Origin of the sequence: Bradyrhizobium macuxiense (genome assembly GCF_001542415.1) — a bacterium.
Classification (GTDB): domain Bacteria; phylum Pseudomonadota; class Alphaproteobacteria; order Rhizobiales; family Xanthobacteraceae; genus Bradyrhizobium; species Bradyrhizobium macuxiense.
On record NZ_LNCU01000042.1, the window covers coordinates 189,551 to 210,723 of the forward strand.

Annotated in this window: 17 protein-coding genes, 1 tRNA gene and 1 pseudogene; 6 read left to right on the forward strand and 13 right to left on the reverse strand. The window is 63.1% G+C overall.

The genetic code is table 11. From position 1 onward, the window contains the following. Positions 1–899: 899 nt before the first annotated feature. Positions 900–1,751 carry a 3-hydroxybutyryl-CoA dehydrogenase gene (locus tag AS156_RS15865; protein ID WP_066505780.1) on the forward strand — a complete coding sequence of 284 codons (852 nt, stop codon included), beginning with the start codon at positions 900–902 and terminating at the stop codon, positions 1,749–1,751. Between the two features lie 181 nt (positions 1,752–1,932). On the opposite strand, the gene AS156_RS15870 is transcribed toward AS156_RS15865, so the two are convergent. Next, the gene (locus AS156_RS15870) at positions 1,933–2,121 is read right to left on the reverse strand and encodes a hypothetical protein (RefSeq protein WP_066505789.1); all 189 of its coding nucleotides are present in this window, start codon (positions 2,119–2,121) and stop codon (positions 1,933–1,935) included. Positions 2,122–2,515: 394 nt separating this feature from the next. Here AS156_RS15870 and AS156_RS42070 point away from each other — a divergent pair, with 394 nt between their 5' ends. After that, positions 2,516–2,746, forward strand: a complete 231-nt coding sequence (locus tag AS156_RS42070) for a hypothetical protein (RefSeq protein WP_136626244.1) — start codon at positions 2,516–2,518, stop codon at positions 2,744–2,746. A 24-nt stretch (positions 2,747–2,770) separates the two neighbouring features. Further along, positions 2,771–3,229 (forward strand): hypothetical protein, encoded by a 459-nt coding sequence (locus AS156_RS15875; protein WP_066505791.1) that lies wholly within the window; start codon positions 2,771–2,773, stop codon positions 3,227–3,229. A 272-nt stretch (positions 3,230–3,501) separates the two neighbouring features. Here AS156_RS15875 and AS156_RS15885 read toward each other — a convergent pair whose 3' ends face one another. The 7 genes from AS156_RS15885 to AS156_RS15915 all read right to left on the reverse strand — a co-directional run bounded on the left by AS156_RS15885 (position 3,502) and on the right by AS156_RS15915 (position 12,903). Next, the gene (locus AS156_RS15885; protein WP_066505795.1) at positions 3,502–3,792 is read right to left on the reverse strand and encodes a hypothetical protein; all 291 of its coding nucleotides are present in this window, start codon (positions 3,790–3,792) and stop codon (positions 3,502–3,504) included. A gap of 970 nt (positions 3,793–4,762) precedes the next feature. Beyond that, positions 4,763–5,215, reverse strand: coding sequence for a universal stress protein (locus tag AS156_RS15895; protein WP_066505912.1), 453 nt, complete (start codon positions 5,213–5,215; stop codon positions 4,763–4,765). Positions 5,216–8,224: 3,009 nt separating this feature from the next. Then, complete coding sequence (locus AS156_RS43725; protein WP_066505804.1) at positions 8,225–8,407, reverse strand: hypothetical protein; 183 nt, start codon at positions 8,405–8,407, stop codon at positions 8,225–8,227. A 62-nt stretch (positions 8,408–8,469) separates the two neighbouring features. Next, on the reverse strand, positions 8,470–8,619 hold the full coding sequence (locus tag AS156_RS43315) for a hypothetical protein (protein WP_201456044.1): 150 nt from the start codon (positions 8,617–8,619) through the stop codon (positions 8,470–8,472). A 373-nt stretch (positions 8,620–8,992) separates the two neighbouring features. Continuing rightward, positions 8,993–9,068, reverse strand: a tRNA-Lys gene (locus AS156_RS15905). A 218-nt stretch (positions 9,069–9,286) separates the two neighbouring features. Continuing rightward, positions 9,287–12,115: a glycosyltransferase gene (locus tag AS156_RS15910; RefSeq protein WP_066505807.1), complete on the reverse strand. Its 2,829-nt coding sequence runs from the start codon at positions 12,113–12,115 to the stop codon at positions 9,287–9,289. Positions 12,116–12,306: 191 nt separating this feature from the next. After that, positions 12,307–12,903 carry a beta-1-3, beta-1-6-glucan biosynthesis protein gene (locus tag AS156_RS15915; RefSeq protein WP_066505809.1) on the reverse strand — a complete coding sequence of 199 codons (597 nt, stop codon included), beginning with the start codon at positions 12,901–12,903 and terminating at the stop codon, positions 12,307–12,309. A gap of 242 nt (positions 12,904–13,145) precedes the next feature. Between AS156_RS15915 and AS156_RS15920 the strand changes: the two genes are divergently transcribed. Next, positions 13,146–14,771 (forward strand): glycoside hydrolase family 17 protein, encoded by a 1,626-nt coding sequence (locus AS156_RS15920; RefSeq protein WP_066505820.1) that lies wholly within the window; start codon positions 13,146–13,148, stop codon positions 14,769–14,771. Here the strand turns inward: AS156_RS15920 and AS156_RS15925 are convergent. After that, complete coding sequence (locus tag AS156_RS15925; RefSeq protein ID WP_066505822.1) at positions 14,731–15,111, reverse strand: hypothetical protein; 381 nt, start codon at positions 15,109–15,111, stop codon at positions 14,731–14,733. The two genes, AS156_RS15920 and AS156_RS15925, sit on opposite strands and share 41 nt — an antisense overlap. Before the next feature lie 95 nt (positions 15,112–15,206). Continuing rightward, a pseudogene (locus tag AS156_RS15930) lies at positions 15,207–16,073 on the reverse strand (hypothetical protein); the annotation flags it as partial. A 638-nt stretch (positions 16,074–16,711) separates the two neighbouring features. Here AS156_RS15930 and glmU point away from each other — a divergent pair. Together glmU and AS156_RS42075 are read left to right on the forward strand one after the other, a co-directional pair. Continuing rightward, positions 16,712–18,070 (forward strand): bifunctional UDP-N-acetylglucosamine diphosphorylase/glucosamine-1-phosphate N-acetyltransferase GlmU, encoded by a 1,359-nt coding sequence (gene glmU / locus AS156_RS15940; protein WP_066505847.1) that lies wholly within the window; start codon positions 16,712–16,714, stop codon positions 18,068–18,070. A gap of 886 nt (positions 18,071–18,956) precedes the next feature. Further along, positions 18,957–19,328, forward strand: coding sequence for a Crp/Fnr family transcriptional regulator (locus AS156_RS42075; RefSeq protein WP_066505850.1), 372 nt, complete (start codon positions 18,957–18,959; stop codon positions 19,326–19,328). A gap of 1,007 nt (positions 19,329–20,335) precedes the next feature. Here AS156_RS42075 and AS156_RS15955 read toward each other — a convergent pair. Genes AS156_RS15955 through AS156_RS40690 form a run of 3 tightly spaced genes read right to left on the reverse strand, consistent with a single transcriptional unit; the run spans position 20,336 to position 21,169 of the window. Further along, positions 20,336–20,518, reverse strand: coding sequence for a hypothetical protein (locus tag AS156_RS15955; RefSeq protein WP_066505853.1), 183 nt, complete (start codon positions 20,516–20,518; stop codon positions 20,336–20,338). Then, positions 20,515–20,835: a hypothetical protein gene (locus AS156_RS15960; RefSeq protein ID WP_245312836.1), complete on the reverse strand. Its 321-nt coding sequence runs from the start codon at positions 20,833–20,835 to the stop codon at positions 20,515–20,517. The genes AS156_RS15955 and AS156_RS15960 overlap by 4 nt, the downstream gene beginning before the upstream one ends. A 10-nt stretch (positions 20,836–20,845) precedes the next feature. After that, positions 20,846–21,169 (reverse strand): hypothetical protein, encoded by a 324-nt coding sequence (locus AS156_RS40690; protein ID WP_136626245.1) that lies wholly within the window; start codon positions 21,167–21,169, stop codon positions 20,846–20,848. Positions 21,170–21,173 lie beyond the last annotated feature (4 nt).

The following is a 21,173-nucleotide window of genomic DNA, read 5'->3' on the forward strand; positions in this document are numbered from 1 at the left end:
CTTTCAATCCGGTAAATTACCGGCTGTGCCGAATGGTCGTTGCTACCTGGGGATTACCGGGGCCTTGAGCCGGCTTACGCCGCGCCATCGCGCTAGTTTGTGCTCGGCTCCGACACGAGCGAACGCCTGCCGCAGACCAGTGGATCGGCGCTCTGGGACAGGCCTTCAAAGCGCCAAAGCGTAATCGGCGCCGTCACTCCACAATACTCGCAGCGCAACGGGGCACCGCCCGCCAAATAGCGGCCGCGTCGGAACACCTCGGACGAGGCGAGCTCCTTGCAATGCGGGCAAGCCAGGCTCAGCTTGCGCGTCTTCCATCTATGAAACAGTTGAAACACCGCACCCCTCAGCGTTTCAGTAAGCCATCACTATGACAATTTAGCAATGTTTCGGCTCACGTGGAAGTAGCAAGAGGGGCAGATCTCGGTTCCATTTCGTGTGGAGCGTCGTTTTCGGGCCGGTGACTAGGTTCCGACCCGCAAGCATGGTTAGCGAGCCCCTAAGTTTTGGTGCTGCAGCACGCGGTCGCACCACACCGTTCGTTCAAGGATCGACGTTAGCAATGCCGCGATGGACCGGGAGGATGACATCGGCGAAAGCGTCGGGTCGGCGTTGCGCCGCAGCCATGGACGGCTGGCCTGGTGGATCGTCAGGCTCAATCGCATGTTCGAGCCGTCTCGCGCCGCCGAGCCAACGCGAGCTCACGTGCCGCCGCGCACCGCCGTTCCGCCCCGGCGCTCATCGCCGCCGCGCCCCGAATAGCGTCACCATAATACCGGACGCCCCCGTATCGGCCATTGGGCCGGACTGCTATGCATGCGCCACCCGCGGGCCGCAGGTACGCCCGCTTTGACGATACGGGCCGCGCGACGCGGCACAAGCGACGGAGGACGAGTGCAATGATTGAGACGGTTGGCATCATCGGGGCCGGGACTATGGGCAACGGCATAGCCCAGGTGTGCGCAGCGGCGGGGCTCGGCGTCACCATGGTCGACATATCCGACGCGGCCGTGCAGCGCGGCCTCAAGACAGTAGGTGCAAGCCTCGATCGTCTGGTCAGCAAGGAGAAGATGACGGCCGCGGATCGCGAGGCAACGCTCGCGCGCATCACCGCGACCACGGACAAGGCGAAGCTCACCGCCTGCGATCTCGTGATCGAGGCGGCGACCGAGAATGAGGAGCTGAAGATCAAGATCCTGAAGGATCTTTGCGCCACGCTGAAGCCGAGCGCGCTGGTCGCGACCAACACCTCGTCGATCTCGATCACCCGCCTGGCGGCTGCGACCGACCGTCCCGACCGTTTCATCGGGATGCACTTCTTCAATCCGGTGCCGGTGATGGCGCTGCTCGAACTGATCCGAGGCTTGCAGACCTCCGACGACACGGTCGCCAAGGCCGAAGCCTTCGCCAAGCGCGTCGGCAAGGTCGCGATCACGGCGAAGAACAGCCCGGGCTTTGCCGTCAACCGCATCCTGTGCCCGATGATCAACGAGGCGATCTTCGCGTTGCAGGAGGGCATCGCGACCGCCGAAGAGATCGACGCCGGGATGAAGCTCGGCTGCAATCATCCGATCGGGCCGCTCGCGCTCGCCGACATGATCGGGCTCGACACCATGCTGTCGGTGATGGAGGTGTTCTACACCGGTTTCAACGATCCCAAATACCGGGCGGCGCCGCTCCTGAAGGAGATGGTCGATGCCGGGCATCTCGGCCGCAAGACCGGGCAGGGCTTCTACAGCTACAACAAGTAGGGTCCCGCTCACCGCCGCGCGGCCAACACCGTAGTCATCCGGAATGGATCGCGCTGGCGGGTTGGCGTAACACCCGGTTCATCAGACATCTGATCCGCCACGTGAGGCGGGGGACAGAAGACACGAGGCCCGGTCTCCTAGGCACACCGGGCCTCGTGTTTTTTTGTGGGGGTCTGAAGGTTCACTTCGCCGATGCGACAGGCGTGATGCTGGTCTCATCAGGGTCGAAGCCGAACAGGCCGGCGAGATATTTGTAGTATTCCGGCATCTTCTCCTTGAACTTGGCGCGCGTGAAGGGTTCGTGCGCGGAGTCCGCGCCGGCCAGGAAGATGCTAGCCGTCACCGCGAAGAACTCCTGCTGGTTCTTCAATGCGTAGGCGTCCTTGGCGAACAGCTCCTTCGAACCTTGGTCGCCGTTCGTCGTGACGACCGCCGCGGAGCCTAGGGCACGCGCATTGCAGCGCGCTTAAGTCACGTCGCTCAACCACCGCGGTTGGATTATGTGCCGGTTAACCAACTGCCTTCGGGAAGCCGAAGCAGGGGATGTCCGCTGACCACGAGCGCGTGCGAGCTGACGGCTGTTCAGCCGGTTTCACGTGGGGCGCGCCGTCCTCACAGCTTGTTGAGGCGGCGGCCGGAAACCTCGCGGAGCCGGCTTCCGTACCTAGATCGGTAGCGGAAGACGGGTATCGGCGGGGCACCAGCCAGGATTGGCGGCGTGCCGGGTGCCACAGAAATGCCTGCGCCTGGAGACATTGGGCCGTGTGACCGACTGGCACGATGTTCGCATCGCGGGTCGCATTGATGAGTTATTCTGCATCGGAGAGCAAATGGGCGAGGTCGTCCGGTTCATATCGAAATCCGAACGCGAGCGTGCGCGCCTGATACGCGAGGCCCGCGCGAACTACGAGCGCGTGTTTCCGTCGCACAGTATCGGCAGCGAGCAAGCAGATCCGTCCGAAGGCAACGGAAGCCAGGCGTCGTCCGATCCGTAGCGCGTGGCGAGGGGGAACGCGACGATGTGGAAGCGGATGTGGCGGACCTGGACGATCGACAAGCCCGCAGCGCTGGGCGACTGGCTGTGGCAGATCCTGGTCGTCGAACTCGCGGCCCTGCTTGATCGGCTGACGTTGCGGAAGGTCATCGCGATCATCCCGTTGGTCATTCTGATCGTGGCGTATCTGCATCGGATTCCGCTTCCTCCCGAGTTGATGCTGCTGGGCGACGTGCTCGCCTATATCGACATCTTCTCGGTGATCCTGCTGATCGGCTTCTTCACGCGTATCGCGACTGTCTTGATGGCCGCCAAACAGGCCGTCGATGAATTCCGGTGGATGTTGCAGCGTGTGGCGATCGGGCTGCGCCGGTTCGATATTCGTCACCGCCGTGCGAAGGGCGGAGGTCGCCGCAGGCAACTCGGTCGAGCGAACACGGATGACGATGACGTCGCCGTCGTGCCCAGCCTCGCCTGGGCCTAGCGAGGCCGAGCGGATCATCGGACCTAGCGCGCCGGCCTCGTCGGCGCATCGGCGTTGTCCGTCTCGGCCGGTGCCGGTGCTGTTGGGGAAGGAGCATCTCCGCCACGCCGATTCGAACTGCTGAGATCGGTCGGTCCGTGCTGGGATCGATGATATGCGACGCCCATCTGGACGCTCCAGGCGCCGAACAGCAACGCGCCTGCGATACAGACCGCGACGAAAACCCAATCGCGTTTCTTCAACTGGTCGAACAAGGCCAATCCGGCGTCACCTTACTCGCGGCCTCTTCGGAAGAAGCGTTTGGTGGCCTCGATCGCTTCGAGCAAATACGGCGACAAGACGAAAAATGCGCCCATCCCGACCGAGACGATGATGTGGCGCAGCGAGACTCTCTCCTCACGTGCAAACGGGTAGGCGCTCTTGTCGATCGGCGCAGGCGCAAGGTCGCGGCCGGCCTGAGCCGTCGTCTGTGTTCGTCGCAATCTGCGCGGCGGCACCATGACGACCACAAAGAGGACGTTCAGGAGCAGCCAGATTCCCAGCAGGATAAGCAAAGTTCGCACTGCAGTGGTCCAAAAAGGCGAACAAAAACAACCTTTAACTTATCTGGTCATACCCGCTGCCGCCACAATTCATTTTCCGGTGACCCGCGGCTTTTCGGCCATGACCTGTGTCGAAAGAACCACGGGCGAGCTTGGTGCACAATCACGGGCGAGTAGGGCACCTGACGCGGGCCGACTCTTGCGGACCAGCGGTTGTGCCGGGATGTTGGAACGCGAGGGGCGTGCGGGGCCTTATATGGCGTTCCGTCACGGGGCGGATTTCGAACCAGAAGTGGAGAATGGGTCATGCGACCACTCGTCTATGCTGCCGCGGCGTCGCTTGCGGTCCTCTTTGCGGCGGGGNCCCGCCATGCCGGTCGACCATCTGACGCCTGCGGCTGTCCCGACCAATATCGAGCAAGCGCAGTTCTTCTTCGGCGGCCGCAGGTATTGCTGGTACCCCAGCGGCTGGCGCGGTCCCGGCTTCTATTGGTGCGGCTATGCCTGGCGTCGTGGCTTCGGCTGGGGTGGTCCCGCCGGATGGCGCGGCTGGAATCATCGCCATCCTCCGCGCCCGCGTCCCAGAATGGGCCGTCCGCCCCACGGAGGCGGTCCGGGAATTGGCCGTCCACCGGGGCATCGACCCGGTCTCGGTCGTCCGCCCGGCGGCGGCAGGCCCGGAGGCGGAGGGCCTGGTGGAGGTGGTCGGCCTGGAGGCGGCGGTAGACCTGGAGGTGGAGGTCCCGGAGGCGGCGGCAGACCTCCGCTGCAGCGCTAGGCCGGTGCTTTGGCCTGCTGACGCTCGCGCGCTCCGGGAGCGGGATTGAAAACGGCCCCGTCGGCCTGTGCCGGCGGGTTCTCGCTTTGCAGGCTCGTGAGGCGATACGACTTCAAAGCAGAGAGCTGACGGAAACGGTGCGGCTCCTTCCTGTCACGCAATGTATCCTGCGCGGCTGCGTCGCTCTTCACGAACGTGCCGCTGCACCACGCGCTAGTGCACGACGAGCACCGGCACGCTTCCGTCCATCAGGACCTCCGACGTCTGACTCCCCAAGAACAGCTTCCTGAGGCCGCGACGCCCGTGAGAGGCCATGACGATCAGATCGCAGCCTTTGGACTTCGCGGTTTCGATGATCGCAGTGGCCGGGTGCGCATTCGGAACGTGCAGGAGTTCTGCAGATATCCCGGTCTGCTCGGCCATGGATCGAGCTTCATCGAGAATTTTACGCGCGGTTTCCTTGCATGCGGCATCAAAGGCGTCAGCCTCTTCCTGCGACGGAATCCATCCCGAAGCGAATCCGGTCCCATAGTCGACCGGCAGCGGTTCGGTCACGGTGATGACTGTCACCTTGGCATTCAGGGCTTTTGCCAAGGCAATCCCGTGCTTGATGCCTTTTCTCGCGGTATCGGATCCATCCGTGCTCAAGAGAATGTTTGCGTACATGCCGGCGCTCCCTTGCTCGTGGCACATTTTTCCTAAAAGCGTGATCCTTACTCACGGTCTGGTCGTCGCCGCTTTGCTGCAGCCGATGAGCTGCGCAGGATTGACGCGCTGGCGCAGAAGCCAATCCGCTCGCGCTACGCATGTTCCCTTCCATCTGGAGCGTCGCCCGAGATTCAATGCCGCAGGTGTCATGTCAGCAACATGATTGTCAGCGTCGCCGCGAGCAGCGCAAGCCAGCAATCGGCGGCGACGAATGTCCATTCGGTGACTGTTCGCTTCGCCATGGCAATGACGCCCAAGGCTTTTCGACGGCCCCGACGCGAATGGGAGGAGGGGATCGCGTCAGAGCCGTCATCGCCACGTGTACGGATTGACCATTCGATTTGCAGCTGGTGGGGGCCGGGTCAATCCGGTGCAATCAGATCACACCTGCTTCTTGATGGAAGTGCAGTTTGTGCCACCGCAATCGGTTCCATTGCCGCGATTGCATCATAATTAATGCACAACCAAAAGACCGCGGCGTGTTGCCGCCTCAGCGAATCCACAGCAACCTGAACATTCTCCGGTGGTGACGGATGGCGCACGCCCTCAGACAAGGCTTCACAAGTGTGTCGACCGTCATCGCCGGGGAACCGCGGCGGTGCCTCGACCAGCAATCCCGATCTGCACAGCGGCATCTTCGAGCCGGGCGCGTTCTCGACCGCAGTGTGCTCGTCTCCAGTCATTCGATGGAGGACGGCTGCTGTTGCGAAGTCTCTCTTGGGATTTTCTTGCCCGCGAAATCACCACCAGTATGGATGTGGACGATGGACGATAACTCCTGGCCCGACGACTCGCCTGTGTCGAAATCCGGAGGGAGTTAAATCGACAGCGATGGCTGTTACATCGTAGCCTGTGTAGACAGGACAGCCGCCAGCGAAAACGTAGCCGTCGTAAGTCGCGGGAGATCCGCACCCGGGTCCCCAGGTAAATTGCCAGGGCCCACCCAGCGCGTCATCAGCCAGCGCCGATCCTGACGTTGCAACGGCACCTAGTCCGAGTATCGAAAGAGCGAGCAAAATACGCGCAGTAGCTTTCATTGCGTTTCTCCTCCTGAAGCTTGTGAGGACGATCAGTCACACCCCATCATATACGCGGGTCCCTCGGCTGGCGACGCTCCGGGAGGCGCCGGTCCATTGTCGGCCGGGTAGCCTGGGTTCGGGTGCTGCGCAGTCACTGCTCCTGGCCAAGCGTCTCAGTGCTTGGTCGGTGGCTCCGCGGCGGCGTCGGCGTTCGACAAGCTGATGGGAACGTGGCGCGCTTCGCTCACTATCTTGGGACTCCCGTCGGGGTACCGAGCAGGCTCAGCGTGGACGGTACGGGCAATGAGCGTTTCAAGAACCAATACAAATTTTTCGGCAAGCATGGGGGCATTCCTCCATGGCAACGCCCGTCATCAATAGGTCATGTTCAGGGAGGGATGTATGAAGCAGATCACATCGCCCGAACGCGCTTGCGGGCGCGGCCCTGATTAGAGATGTGCCGCCCCCGACCTTCGGACAGCAAGGCGATAGCCCGCGAGCGCAACGAGGCAATGCGCGCATCGCGCAGGCCGCGAGCTTTCTGCCATAGGAAATCAAGCAACTGCGGTGCCAGCCGTTTGTATAGAAGTGCACACACGGCCTGGTCTCCTAACCCCTGCGAGGTGATCCGTTTGGGTCATTGACTGGAGCGCCGGGGCGGCTCTGAATTCCTGCATGCGCGAGGTGTCGAAGTTCCCCAGCCCAGACACCTCGCTGCCCGCACGGCTCCAGTATCTCCAAGGCTGGAGACCGTGCTTTTTTTCACCCCAGTGTCGATCGCAGAAAGACCGCCAGCGTGCGCCTATCCGTGAGCGTAGGTGTGCACCAGCAGGATCTCCGAAATCATACGGGCGCGAATCTCATGGCGCTGTAACGAATGCTGGCCTTTAATAGGAGCATATTTCACCGGTTTATATTTTCGAATTGCCCGGCAAACTTCTGCCGGGCTTTTCGTTTGCCGCGAGGCTCGGCAGCATCTGCCGTGGATGCAGGGCGATACAGCCCAGCCCTCAGTTTGCCGCCAGGCTCGTTCCTTGCCGTCCGCTCAAAATTCGATTCGCGCTAGATCGGGTGGCCTCACCCCCTGTCTCGCCCGCGGCACTCAAAGGCACGACAGCATCAAAGAGGTGCGAAATGCGTCTCGAAGAGAAGATCAGCCTTTTGCGGCTGAGGCGAGCGGAACGCTGTCCTGATGCGGCCGCCGGTCATCGGCTGTGGTCTGAAATCGCCTCAGTCGTTCCGGACTTCAAGTGAACTGGACGGAACGTAGGACTTCGGTCCCGCGCCTCAGTCATTAGGATCTTTTAGGCAAGTTGTACGTTATGGCGCAACGCTGGGGCAGGCCCAACGCCGGAGTTCGGGTCATGTGTACTGTCCCTCTGGACGTCGAAAGAAAGCTCGCACAGCGGTGGGCCGCAAAGTTTGCGCGGCTAGGGCGAGTGGCGCCTGATAGGCCCGAGCCCGATCGGTCGACCGAGCAACCTGCCGCGCCCGCGGATAAGCCAGCCGACACGGACGTGAAACCTGAGCCCGCCCTGTGAAGGGACGGCCGTCGACGGAACACAATCCGATCAGCGGTCCCACGCTACTCGTGGACGCCTGTAGATAGCCGTGAGCCGCGCCGTGATCTGCCCGAGGAGCAGCTGCGTGCGTGCAAGGTTGCCAAGATGATCCGCGTTCGGCGGCGCCCCCAATCGGATTCGTCGATCGCACGCGGCACCGTGACACTCGATATTGCAGGTGACGTGACCGTCAGCGAGCCAACCCGCGGGGCCTGGCGGATAGTGGCCGAACCATTTCCTGTATCGGCGATGAGGTAATTCCGCTGTCACAGCGGGGACAAAGCCATCTCACAAATTATCAATCTATTGCGGTCGGGAACCGCGCGGAGCTACTGCGGTTCGTGGGTATGGAAGGATTGCTGCGCCGCGCTCGCGGGATCGGGGCTTTACACTGCCGGACCAGCGATAGTCGCGATCACGGTCCGCATATCGGTCGCGAGCTCGCGATAGCGCACACCCAGCCGCTCGTATAGTTCGCGGTTGCCCCCATCAATTGCCCGGCTAGCGATCAGCTCGCATTCGTCCGCGAGGATTTCAAATCGTTCGAGTTTTGCTTGGAGAGCAGACATTGGCGGGCGTCCCTAACTGATACTAAGGGGAGCGGCACGCTACTAACCTGATAGCTCTTTGTCTAGCGGCTGCCGATCGGAGCGCTCTCGAGCGCATAAATGCCGCCGTCGGCGTAGCTCTTCGTCACCACGGCGGTGGTGACCAGCATCACCGCGATGGTGACAGTTGCGAAGATGAAGCCGATCAATTTCAAACCGCGCCGATCCGCCATGACAGCGTCCCCTGTCGTTGTCTCGATAGCCCCTGCGTAGTGCCTGGACGTTTCACCTTGGCTTCGTGAGGTGCGGAGAAGAGTTTCATCCCGAGAGATTTTGTTTCGTCGCGCGCAAATCTCGAACGCACGCACATCAGCCAAACGCGAAAACCCCGCCTTGGGGAAGCGGGGCTTTCTGTGGGCTTGAAGCGGGATAGGGGATCGCGGCGCTTCACCTATTGGCCGAACGACCTTGGTGAAGGTTCGATGAGAAAAGCCCAGTTTGGGCGGGCTTGGCGTCTTTATTCGCCAAGCGGCCCTCGATGTGGCCCGGGACTAAAATGACTTCTCAACGGTCTGCAGAATTTCGATCTAACCAATTGAATTTGCTTGGTGAGCGCGGAGGGACTCGAACCCTCGACCCCATGATTAAAAGTCACGTGCTCTACCACCTGAGCTACGCGCTCACTCACCTGAGCAGCCGATCCCGATGTTGGGGTGGTACCCGCATCTCCGGACATACATCAGTCCGCGCTGTGTAGGGGGCAGGGCCCATCGGGTCAATAGCCGAGGGCCCGGCAATCGTGGCGCGGAGCGTTCCGGATTCAGCCTTGTGGGATCTGCGCTTACGGCCGCTTCTTGAAGTGGGCCGGGCTGCTCGTCCACGGCATTGCTGCGCTCCGGCTCAGCCTTCGCGGCGCACTTCGGAGCCGACCGGCTGGGACGGGGCGGCCACCGAGGGCAGGCTGACCGGACGCAGGCCGATCAGTTCCGCCGTCCGGATCGCGCTGTTGCGCCAGAACGAGAACTCGTTGATCCGCGAATTCTCCAGGATCGCGATCGCCACCGCCGCGAGGAACGGCAGGCTTTGCAGCACCAGAACGGCGGCGAAGATGTAGATCTCGCGGACCTGCTTGAAGCCGTTGGTGACGACGAGAACGACGGCGCCGATCAGGAGCAGCACGCCGATTACGGCTTCCCAGAACGCCTGGAATTCGATCGACATCCGCGACAGGCCGCCCTTCGAGGTGCGGGCGAAGGCGAGATGCTCGGTGATCAGGCCCTGGGCCACCGCGCGCGACACCGTCCACTGCACGCTCATCGCCGCGATCATCGCGCCGAGCATCTGGCCGGCCTTGATCTTCACCCGCAGCCGGTACAGCGCCACGAAATGCACCAGCGAGACGATGAACGAGGCGATGATCGGCAGCGTCAGGATCTTGTCGGGGATCGCGATGTCGGCAAAGGCAACGATCGGCACCCAGATCAGGTTGAGGATCGCAACCACGACGCCGAGGCTTTCCGCGCCGAGCCAATTGAGCCAGCCCAGCGAGAACTCACGGCGCTGATCCGGCGTCAGCCGGCTGGCGCCCGGCAGGAAGCGGCGCCAGTGCTTCTTGACGATCTGGAAGCCGCCATAGGCCCAGCGATGGCGCTGCTTCTTGAACGCTTCGTAGGTGTCGGGCAGGAGGCCTTCGCCGTAGCGCACATTGGTGTAGTGCGTGAGCCAGCCCTGCTGCTGGATCGTCAGTCCGAGATCGGTGTCCTCGCAGATCGTGTCGCTGGACCAGCCGCCGGCATTGTCCATCGCGGCGCGGCGGATCAGGCACATCGTGCCGTGCACGATGATGGCGTTGAACTCGTTGCGCTGGACCATGCCGATGTCGAAGAAGCCGGCATACTCACCGTTCATGATGTAGTGCATCAGCGAGCGATCGCCGTCACGATGTTCCTGCGGCGCCTGCACGAGGCCGACACGTGGATCGGCAAAGGCCGGCACAAGGTCCTTCAGCCAGTCCGGGTGCACGGCATAGTCGGCGTCGATGATGCCGATGATCTCGGCGTCAGCCGCGGTGCGGTCCATCGCGATGCGCAAGGCGCCGGCCTTGAAGCCCTGCACCTTCTCGGCGTTGATGAACTTGAAGCGCTCGCCGAGGAGGCGGCAATGATCCTGGATCGGCCGCCAGAATTCCGGGTCCGGCGTGTTGTTGATGATGCAGACGCATTCGAAATTCGGGTAGTCGAGCCGCGACACCGCATCTAGCGTCTGCTTCAGCATCTCGACCGGCTCGTAGTACGCGGGAATGTGGATCGAGACCTTCGGGAAGGCGACGTTCTCGCCGATCGTCGCGGGCGCAAGCGCCGCGCTCTTGTGGATCAAGCGGCGCGGGCCGCGACCGAACGCCACGGCTGCGATCTCCTCGATTCGCGCCATCGCGATCAGCACCAGCGGAACGAGGAGCACGAGGCCGAGGGTCAGTGCGAAGGCGGAACCCCAGACGAAATAGTGCGTGGTCCAGAACGAGAAGACTGTCGCAGCCCACGCGCCGACACCGTTGGCGGCGGCCGACAGCAGCAGCGCCTGCATCACGGTCGGTGAGTCGAGTCGCAGGATCGGCAGCGACATGAAAAGGCCGACGAGAACGGCGACCGCGGCGATCTTCCAATAGTTCAGATCGGTGATCGGACCGGTCCAGGCGAACTTCGCTTCACGGTCGGCGTTGAGAATGCCCCAGTACGGGCCGACGCCACCTTCGAAGTATTTCCAGGGCTGATCGATGGCTTCAACGATGTTGTAGTCCATGCCGATCGCTTCGGCGCGGGCGACGAAGTTCCGCAGCACCGAGGCCTGCTCGAACGGGCCGGGTTCGGCGTTGCGCAGATTGTAGCCCTGACTCGGCCAGCCGAATTCCGCGATCATGATGCGCTTGCCTGGGAACAGGTCGCGCAGCAGGTTGTAGCGGTCCACCGCCTGGTCGACCGACTGCTTGTCGGTGAAGTTTTCCCAATAGGGCAGCACGTGGGCGGCGATGAAGTCGGCGGAATTGGCAAGCTGCGGATGGTCGCGCCAGATGTTCCAGATTTCACCGGTCGTCACGGGAACGTTGACCGACTTCTTGACGCGCTGGATCACCTTGATCAGTCGCTGCACGTTGTTTTCGGCGACGGCCCATTTCGACGCTTCAGCCCGCTTCTCCTCGGGCTGCGTCTCTGCGTCGTGCAGCCGTTGCGCCTCCTCGCGAAGAATGCGTTCGGTCTCCTCGGGCGTGATCCCGATCTCCGGAACCGAGCCGAGGTTCTCGAGCGGGATCTGCTCGCCGCGGAACACGGTTTCGTTGCCGACCACGATCCCGATGACGTTGCTGTTGCGCTTGGCGAGGTTGATCGCGGCGTCGATCTCGCGGTTGTTGCGGTTGGCGTCGGTGTCGATCCAGGCGCCCAGCATCACCTTCATGCCGAACTCGGCCGCGATCGGGGGCACCAGCTCGGCGCCCTCGGTCGACGAGTACAGACGCACCGCGCGGGTCAGCGTGGACAGCGTCTTCAGGTCGGCGCGCACCTTCTCGGTGTCGGCGGCGAGGTCGACCACCGTGTGGCCCCGCTCGAACGGTGCGTAGGAGAGGCTCGGCAGCGTGCCGCGGAAATCAGGCGCCGACTGCTTCTCCTGAAACAGGCCCCACAGTGCAGCGTGAGCGGCGGTGACAAGCAACAGGACGGCGACGACGGCGCGCATCGCGGTTAAACCATACGGGGCCTGAGATTGAGGACTAATGCGAACCCGTCCCCTGGGTTCGACCGGTACGGTGGCGGAGGCGAAGATATCTCCACCACACGATTTAACAACTGGTATGCCGCGATGGCGCTTTAAAGGCGTGAGCTGTTCCGGCCGCAAAAAATCCCGGTCGGAACGGATGGCCTATTCGGCTATTTCGCAGGTGTCGGTGACGCCGACGGAGTTGGCGCAGGCGAGGGCGATGCGGCCGGCGTCGGCGACGCATTGCCGGCCGTCGTCGGGGCCGGGGTCGGCGAGGCAGCTGCCGCAGCCTGCGGCTGGGCGCCCGGGTTGATCCAGCACGAGTGGATCCGGTTGTCGAGGCTGCCGGCGACCTTGTCATCGATCTGCGCGAGGAAGCGGCTCAGGCAGCGGAAGGCGGCCTGGACGTGGCCGCCGGGGCAGCCGAACCGGTCATAGAGGTCGAGATGCCGGAAGGCGGTGTCGAGGTCGTCGTTATACATCAAGCGGACGACGCGGCGGCCGAGCCAGACGCATTCGGGGTTGCCGGCCGGGCCGTTGATGGCCTGCTGGGCCTCGGTGAATTCCTCGACCTTGCGCTGGTTGCTCTCCCGTGCGGCTTTCACAGTGGCGTCGGCCGGGTTTCCGGACTGCTGCTTGGACTGCTCCTGCGGATTGGGCGTCCCGCTCTGCGCCAAAGCGCCGCCGGCCCCCATCAGAAGCACAAGGCCGGTTACGGCGAGGTGGCGCAAACCCGTGTTCTTCAACTTAAGCAGCCGTCGACGCATGCATTCCCCGATATGTTCCTACCCCGCGCCACATTCTAACGGTCCGCGTGATGCCGTCCAAATAGGTCTCCAGTGCGGCGGAGACTCTGGTGGAATCCCATGACCGGAATTTGAGATTTTGTCCAGCAAACTCACAACTTTATCGCATCAGCGCAAAACTGTCGCAGGACAACCATGGTATTGACCGATTCCCGCTATTGGCAGACGGGCTCCGACCGGCTAATTCGACGGTCCCCCGGAGGATGGAACCGATTTCGCTTCGTACGCCGCTGGCGCTTCTCCTGATTTCGCTCTCGGTTATCGCAGCCGTGTGGTGGTGGCTCGCCACGCCGATCACGCTTGCGCGCGCGCCGATCGATCCCAATGCTAAGCTGCAATGTGTCTCATACACGCCGTTCCGCGGCGCGCAGACACCGCTCGATCCGACCACGCAAATCGCCGCCGAGCAGATCGAGCAGGATCTGGCCGAGCTCGCCAAGGTCACCGATTGCGTCCGCACCTATTCGATCGAGAACGGCCTCGACCAGGTGCCGGGCGTTGCCGCCAAGATCGGCCTGAAGGTGATGCAGGGCATCTGGCTTGGCAGCAACCGCTTCAAGAACGCGCAGCAGATCGCGATCGCGGTGCGGCTCGCCAAGGAATATCCGGGTGTGGTGACCTCGCTGATCGTCGGCAATGAGGTGCTGCTGCGCGGCGAGATGACCACCGCCGATCTCGCCGCCTATATCCGCGCCGTCAAGGCGCAGGCCAATGTCCCGGTCACTTATGCCGACGTCTGGGAATACTGGCTGAAGAACCGCGAGGTCTATGATGCGGTCGATTTCGTCACCATTCATATCCTGCCGTATTGGGAGGACATCCCGGTCAGGGCCAAGTTCGCCGCCGCCCATGTCGACGACATCCGCAAGCGGATGGCGGTGGCATTTCCGGGCAAGGAGATCCTGATCGGCGAGACCGGCTGGCCGAGCGCCGGGCGGATGCGGGACGGTGCGTTGCCGTCGCGCACCAACCAGGCCCGCGTGGTCTCGGAGATCCTCGATCTCGCCAAGCGCGAGGGTTTTCGCGTCAACCTGATCGAGGCCTATGACCAGCCCTGGAAGCGCAAGCTCGAGGGCACCGTCGGCGGCTACTGGGGCCTGTTCGATTCCGTGCACCGGCAGGTGAAGTATCCGCCGGGTATCGCGATCAGCAACTTCCCCGCCTGGAAGCTGCACATGGGCTCCGGCATGGTGCTGAGCGCCTTCATCTTCCTTGCGGCGTGGCTGACGCTGCGGCGACGGCCGTGGACGCCGCGTCCCTCGGCGTGGCTCGCGGTCGGCATCTCGGCGACGACGGCAGGCGTGCTGCTCGGGGTCGCCATCGACAAGATGACCTATGAGAGCTACGGCGTCGGCGGCTGGCTGCAATGGGGCGCGCTGCTCGCGGCGGGGATTGCCGCGCCATTGCTGACGGCGCATGCGCTGATCGCCGGCCGCCCGCTGCCGACCTTCCTGGAATTGCTCGGACCGCGCGACTATCGCGGCAAGGGGGTGCTGCCGGCGCTGCTCGCCATCGTGCTGGCGGTGACCACCGTGATCGCCGCGGAGACCGCGCTCGGCTTCACCTTCGACCCGCGCTATCGCGATTTCCCCTTTGCGTCGTTGACCATGGCCGTGGTGCCGTTCGCGCTGCTGACCCTGTTTAACCGCCCGAAAGAGGGCACCCGTCCGATCGCGGAATCGGTGTTCGCCGGCCTGCTCGTGATCGCCGCGGCCTATACGTTGTTCAACGAGGGCGTGGTCAACTGGCAGTCGGACTGGACCTGCGTGATCTACCTGCTGCTTGCGGCTACGCTGTGGCGGGGGCGGGCCGCGCAAAACCCAGGATGAACAGTCCGATCGCGATCCCCGACAGCACGACATTGTAGAGCACGATCCCGAGGCCCGCGGCGATCAGTCCGCCGGTCAACAGCACGATCGACGGCCGCATCAGGTTCAGCACCGCGATGACGAGCGCGGTGATCCCGAACACCGAGTTCTTGAACAGCACGGTTGAGAGCGCGCGCGCCTTGCAGATCAAGGTTTGCGTGCCGGCGTCGCAGGCGAGCGCAACGGGCGAGAATTCGATCGCCAGGTAGCGCACGTAGAGCGCGTAGCCGACGGTGACGAAGCCCACGACCATCAGGAACTGGACTTGATAGGGCGAGAGGCGGAACGGAGGTTTTGTCATTGCGGCAATATGGTCGGGAATGGGGTGTGGGACAAGGCTCGGCTAGAGCAGCGAAATCAGGTGAAAATCCGGCTGCAACACCTTGTCGCGCATGATCATTGGGTGTTGCGTCGGAAGATCGAGGAGAACGTCGAGGGCTCAGGCTTCTTCTCCTCGACCGCTGGCGGCGGCGGTACCGCGACTGGGACGAGTTTCGGACCGGCCCGTCGATGCACCGGCCTGCGTGCCGGCGGCGGCTCGTCGGATTTCAGGGACAGCCGCTGACCGTCATAGATCGCGGTCTCGCAGGTCCGCTGGTTCAGGCTCAGCTCGGCGCAGATCTTGGCCGCCGTGCCGGCATCGTTCAGCGGTCCGGCGACCAGGCGAAGCTGCATGCCGAGCCCGTTGGTGTTCTCCTTGATCACGATGATCGGCCGCAGCGGCGCCAGCGGCGCGTTGGCCTTGGACCTCAGCAGCCCGCGCCACAGCGCACGCAGTCCATTGACCGAATTGGCGGTGCCGAGATCGACGCCGAACTCGGTGCGCTGGACCTGCACCTGTGGCGTGCCGGCCTCATCCGCCGCTGCGGGAGCCATCTCGTGCATCGGGCCGGCCGCGACATCCTTGGCCGCAGGCCGCGCGGCCAGTTCGACCAGCCTGCCAGTGGCAGGGGCCGGCGGTCCGATCATCGACTGGTCCCCGACCGCCGCGTTCGAGGGATCAGGTGTCGAGGGTTTTCCGTCGTCTGCGCCGGCCGGAGCAGCGGCGACGACCGGGCTGGCCGCAGCAGGAGCGGCGGACGCCGCAGCCGCGGGGGCATTTTCCAGCGTCGCCCCCATGGGCTTTTCGGAAGCGGCCCGTGGCTTGGCAGCGGGGGCCGGCTTCTTCTCGGCAGCGAGCGGCTTCTCCGTCGCTGCTGACGGCTTCTCGACTGGTTCGGCCGCTTTCTCGGGAGCGGCCGGCTTGTCGGATGGGACGGACTGNGAGTGAGGGTCGCAGACTGCGCCGGCGGCGGATTGACTGCTGTCGGCTGTGCGGCAGGCGGCAGGGCTGCGACGGGCGGAACGGCCTGCTTGGCGATCGCGCCGGTCACGGAATCGAGGCTCTGCTCCAGCGTGGTGACGCGCGAATATAGCCGGTCGCGGTCGCTGTTGAGTGTGTCGATGGCGGAAGCGAGTCGCCGCGTCTCGTTGTGGCTCTCCTTGGCCAGCGTTTGCAGTTGCTGTGCCTGGCGGGTGAGGTCGACCGCGGCAACCTGGTCGCGCTTGAGCGTCAGCGCGGACTGGTTGGCCATCACGGCGACGACGACCGCGCCGACTGCAGCAAAGCCCCACGAGCCGAGCCGCCACAGCATCCGGCGATCGAACTCGTTCTCCTCGGCCAGCACGCTGCTCAGCAGGCCGTCGCCGGTCTGCAGGTCCGCCGCGAGGTTGTCGGGATCTTTGGCCAAAGCCGGATTGGCCCTCCTCGAGGCCCGCCGAATCACAAGGTAAAGATTAACAGGAAATGGCCCGGGAACCTGAATCCAGGTGCGCGGGGCGGCGAAACGGTTTCCTCTCCCGGGGAAAACAATTAAAGACGGCCCGGCGCAGACCATTGCGCGCGACACAGAGGATGCGGAATGACTGCGCGATCGAGCCTGACGGTGGTGCTTGCGGCCGGCGAGGGCACGCGCATGCGTTCGTCGCTGCCGAAGGTGCTGCATCCCGTGGCCGGACAGTCGCTGCTGGCGCATGTGCTGAACGCCACCGACGCCGGCGAGGGATCGTCGCTCGCTGTCGTGATCGGGCCGGACCACGCGGCCGTCGCCGACGAGGCGCACCGCGTGCGGCCCGAGGCGCAGACCTTCGTCCAGCGCGAACGGCTCGGCACCGCGCATGCCGTGCTTGCCGCGCGCGAGGCGCTGGTCCGCGGTGTCGATGACCTCCTGGTCGCATTCGGCGATACGCCTTTGATCTCGGCCGAGACGTTTGCGCGCATGCGCGCGCCGCTGCGCGAGGGCGCGGCGCTTGCGGTGCTCGGCTTCCATGCCGCCGACCCGACCGGCTATGGCCGGCTGATCGTCGAGAACGGCAAGCTCGTCGCGATCCGCGAGCATGCGGACGCCAGCGCGGAGGAGCGCAAGATCACGCTGTGCAATGCCGGGGTGATGGCGTTCGATGGCAGACGCGCGCTCGCGATCATCGAGAAGATCGGCAATTCCAACATCAAGGGCGAATATTACCTGGTCGATGCCGTCAGCATCATCAGGGACATGGGACTGGAGGCCGTCGTGATCGAAACCAGCGAAGACGAAGTGCGCGGCATCAACACCAAGGCGCAACTCGCGGAGGCCGAGGCCGTGATGCAGACGCGGCTGCGCAAGCAGGCGCTCGAAGCGGGCGTGACGCTGATCGCTCCCGAGACCGTGTATCTTGCCGCCGATACCACATTCGGCAAGGACGTCGTCATCGAGCCGTTCGTGGTGATCGGCCCCGGTGTGTCGATTGACGACGGCGCCGTGATCCATTCCTTCTCGCACGTCGTCGAGGCCAGGATCGGCAAGAAGGTGTCGGTCGGTCCCTATGCGCGGCTCCGGCCCGGCACCTCGCTCGGGGACGGCGCGCGGATCGGCAATTTCGTCGAGACCAAGGCGGCCGTGCTCGAGGCCGGCGTCAAGGTCAACCATCTCTCCTATGTCGGCGACGCCCATGTCGGCGCCAATTCCAACCTCGGCGCCGGCACCATCACCTGCAACTATGACGGCTTCCTCAAGCACAAGACGCTGATCGGTGAGGGTGCCTTCGTCGGCACCAATTCGTCGCTGGTGGCTCCGGTCAAGATCGGCAAGGGCGCCTATATCGGCTCCGGCTCGGTCATCACCAAGGACGTGCCCGACGATGCGCTTGCGGTCGAGCGCAGCCAGCAGACCATCCGCGAAGGCGGCGCCGCGCGCTACCGCGAGATCAAGCTGAAACAGAAGGCGGCGAAGGGGAAGTGAGCCGGTTGCTGTCAGCGTAAAGCGGCCTCCGCATATGAGATGTCGTCCCTGCCTAGTGCGCAATTGCGCACGGGAGCAGGGACCCATATTCCGCGGCGGGCGTCGTGAACGGGACTCGTCGTTCGAGCTTCGCCGAACCAATAAGCATTAGTGGGTCCCTGCTTTCGCAGGGACGACACCGAGTCGTGATGCACGAACTGTGAGTCGTGCACTCGCATTCTCGCGACATGAATCGCCCGCACGATCAGCGTCCACCGCATCTCACCGCAATACCCATGACGATCGCGACGCGCCCCTCAATCGGGTGAGACGGGATAATTCATACACTAAATCTCAGTTCTGGAAAACAGAACTGTTTTTGGTGCGGGGACTCGGGCCGTCGGGCAACTCAGTGCCAAGGACGATCGTCATTCCGGCCGTCGAAAGGCTTTCCATTGGAGCCGCGGAACGAATGCTGTCAGACGACTGTCATATCGATGTCACATAATCGTAGTCCTAATGTCACACGTTTTTAATTCGCAAATTGCAATTCATTGAGACGATTTATGTGCGAAGTGCGATTGCCCGGTTCGATCGAGCCTGCTCTCGGGAGAGGTCCGGATCTTGAAGATGGCTTTCATCCCCTGACAGGCATTGTCCACCTGGGAGCGATCGCAGCGCTCCCGCTCATCCGCTGCAACGCTCAATCATCCGGGGTCGCGGGCGTCCGGACGGGCAAAGGGTCGGGGCCGCAGTGGTCGGCGATCCGCGATATCGCGAAGGCTTGGGTCCCGAGCTGGACCGTAGCGACGCTGATTTCGGTCGCAGCGTACGTGGTCTTTCACCTGTTTCAGCCCTGACATCTCTCGACACCGAGAGCGTCTGATCTTGTGCATAGGAGTTGGTAATGGCGGCCGATGCAAGCTTTAGCGTCTTGACGGGGAATAGTGTCGAGACGCGCAACGTGAGAGCAGGCGACGTGATTTTCCGCGAGGGGCAACCGGCGGACGAGCTCTTCGTGATCAAGAGCGGGCATGTGCGCATTCAAGTCGGCAACCGGGCTATCGCCGAGCTTGCGGCTGACAACATCTTTGGTGAAATGGCGCTGATTGATAACGAGCCAAGGAGCGCTACGGCCGTCGCGGTCACCGATGTCGAGCTGGTGCCCATCTCGGAGAAGCAGTTTCTTTTCCTTGTGAGTCAAACACCCTATTTCGCCCTCAAGGTCATGAGAACGCTCGCACAGCGACTGCGGGTGATGAATAGGGGATTCGATTGACGCAGCGGGGCAAACTGGAGGGTGGGTAGCATCTCGGCCGGCTCTTGTCGCTCATAGCTGAAGGTGCGCTTGACGATCAGCGCGCCGACGTCACGCGGTCAGCCGGGAATCGGCGGCTTATGAGTCCCGTTAAACAGCGCGCGATCTCATCACCCGCGCATGCGGGTGATCCAGTATTCCAGAGACGCCAGTGGCTCAATCGAGAGGCCGCGGCGTCCTGGATCGCCCGGTCCCGTCTACGCCAAGGCTTCGACGAGGCCCTGAACCCCTGGCGCGCCAAAGCTTTAGCGAAGGCGGCAAGCCGGGCGATGACAGCGTGGGGCTCGCTCCAGTCGTCATCCCTGCGTAAGCAGGGACCCATAACCACAGGGCTGTGTTGTTGAAGCGGGCTGTGGTCCCAGCGTCGTAACGCAATTCGCATTCGTGGTTATGGGTCCCGGGTCGCGCTGCGCTTGCCCGGGACGACAGCGAGTGTGTAGCGCAGTCGGAGGCTCATACATCCACATTCTCGCGGCATGATCCGTCCCAGCTTTGCATTTCGTTTTCGCCACTCTGCGAACAGAGGGCGCAGGGAAAGCCGGGTGCCGATCGCACCCATGGGTCCCGTGCAGAATAGAAAGCACGGGAGGTAGGACCACAGGTGTAACCGGAGCAATCCGGCTTTCCCTGCGCGATGGTTTACGGCTTATACGGGCTCTCCCCGGCGAGACTGGGCTCTTTTGTCACCGTCCTCGCAAAAGCGCTTTCGCGTTTTGCGGGGAGACGCCTGCCACTAGGTCGTCAGGCCTGCACGACTTCGCCGTCCGCCTTGCACGTGCTCGTCAGTCACACGCTCGGCGTCCACCGCATGGTCCCACCGCAACACTCGCGACGCGGCCCCTCAATCGGGTGAGACGGGCTCTTCATACACCAAGTTAATAATTCTGATAAACAGCATTATCTCTTTCGCGGGGACTTGACGAGTTTTTGCTGAGTTGCCCCTCCCGGGTCAGCTTGTCGCGGCTGCATCAGGCGGCACGCGCGGCCGGATCCGAGCCTTGAAGCAGATCGTTCAGCATTTGACGTTCCTTCTCGATTCTTCGTTTGAGTAGCTCCCGCTCGTGCTCTGATTTCGCGGTATCGAACAGGAATTGATAATGGCCTATGACCTTTTCGCTCCCACGTATGAGCAGACGCTGCAGTTCTGTCATGGCTGGTCCTCTCCTGACCGCCCGACCATTTGCTCGTTCGCCGGTTGGTCCATGACAAGAGGCGGCATGTCGGCCGTCAATAACTGCATCGCCATCACCTCTTCGGAAAGACGCCGGTCGACGAACTCGCGTTCCAGGTCGGACAGCTCGGTGTTGAGCAGCCGCCTATACCGACCAATATTGTTCCGATGCGCGCGCAGCCGTTCGAGACGCTCATCAATCCGTTGTGACGTTCGCCGGCGATCCTTGTTGAACCTTGACCACCAGCGATCTTCAATCCCGTCGATGACTTGTTTCGGCAGTCTGATGTCGGTCATAGGGCCTCCCTTATGCAGCAGCGACGTGGCGTTCGGTGGAGCGCAGCCGAGCCGGTCTTCCTCCTGGCGGTTCGCGCGGATCGTCGAGGGCGCGCAGCGCATCCAGGATATCGCTGACTGGAACGGGCGAATTGAGTTCTGGGGGCGCACGCAGCGCAGGATTGGATGCAACCGCGAACGCGTCCGAAGCCCAGCATGCCAGAATGCTTCTCTTCTCCGCCGCAGTCAGGCCGGGGGCGCGTAGCAGGTCGCGTGGGTGTTCATATTTTTGCCCGCCCCTTGTCGGCAGGCGAAATGCAAGGACATTGTCGATAGGCGCGGTCGTCGGCCGCATGGGG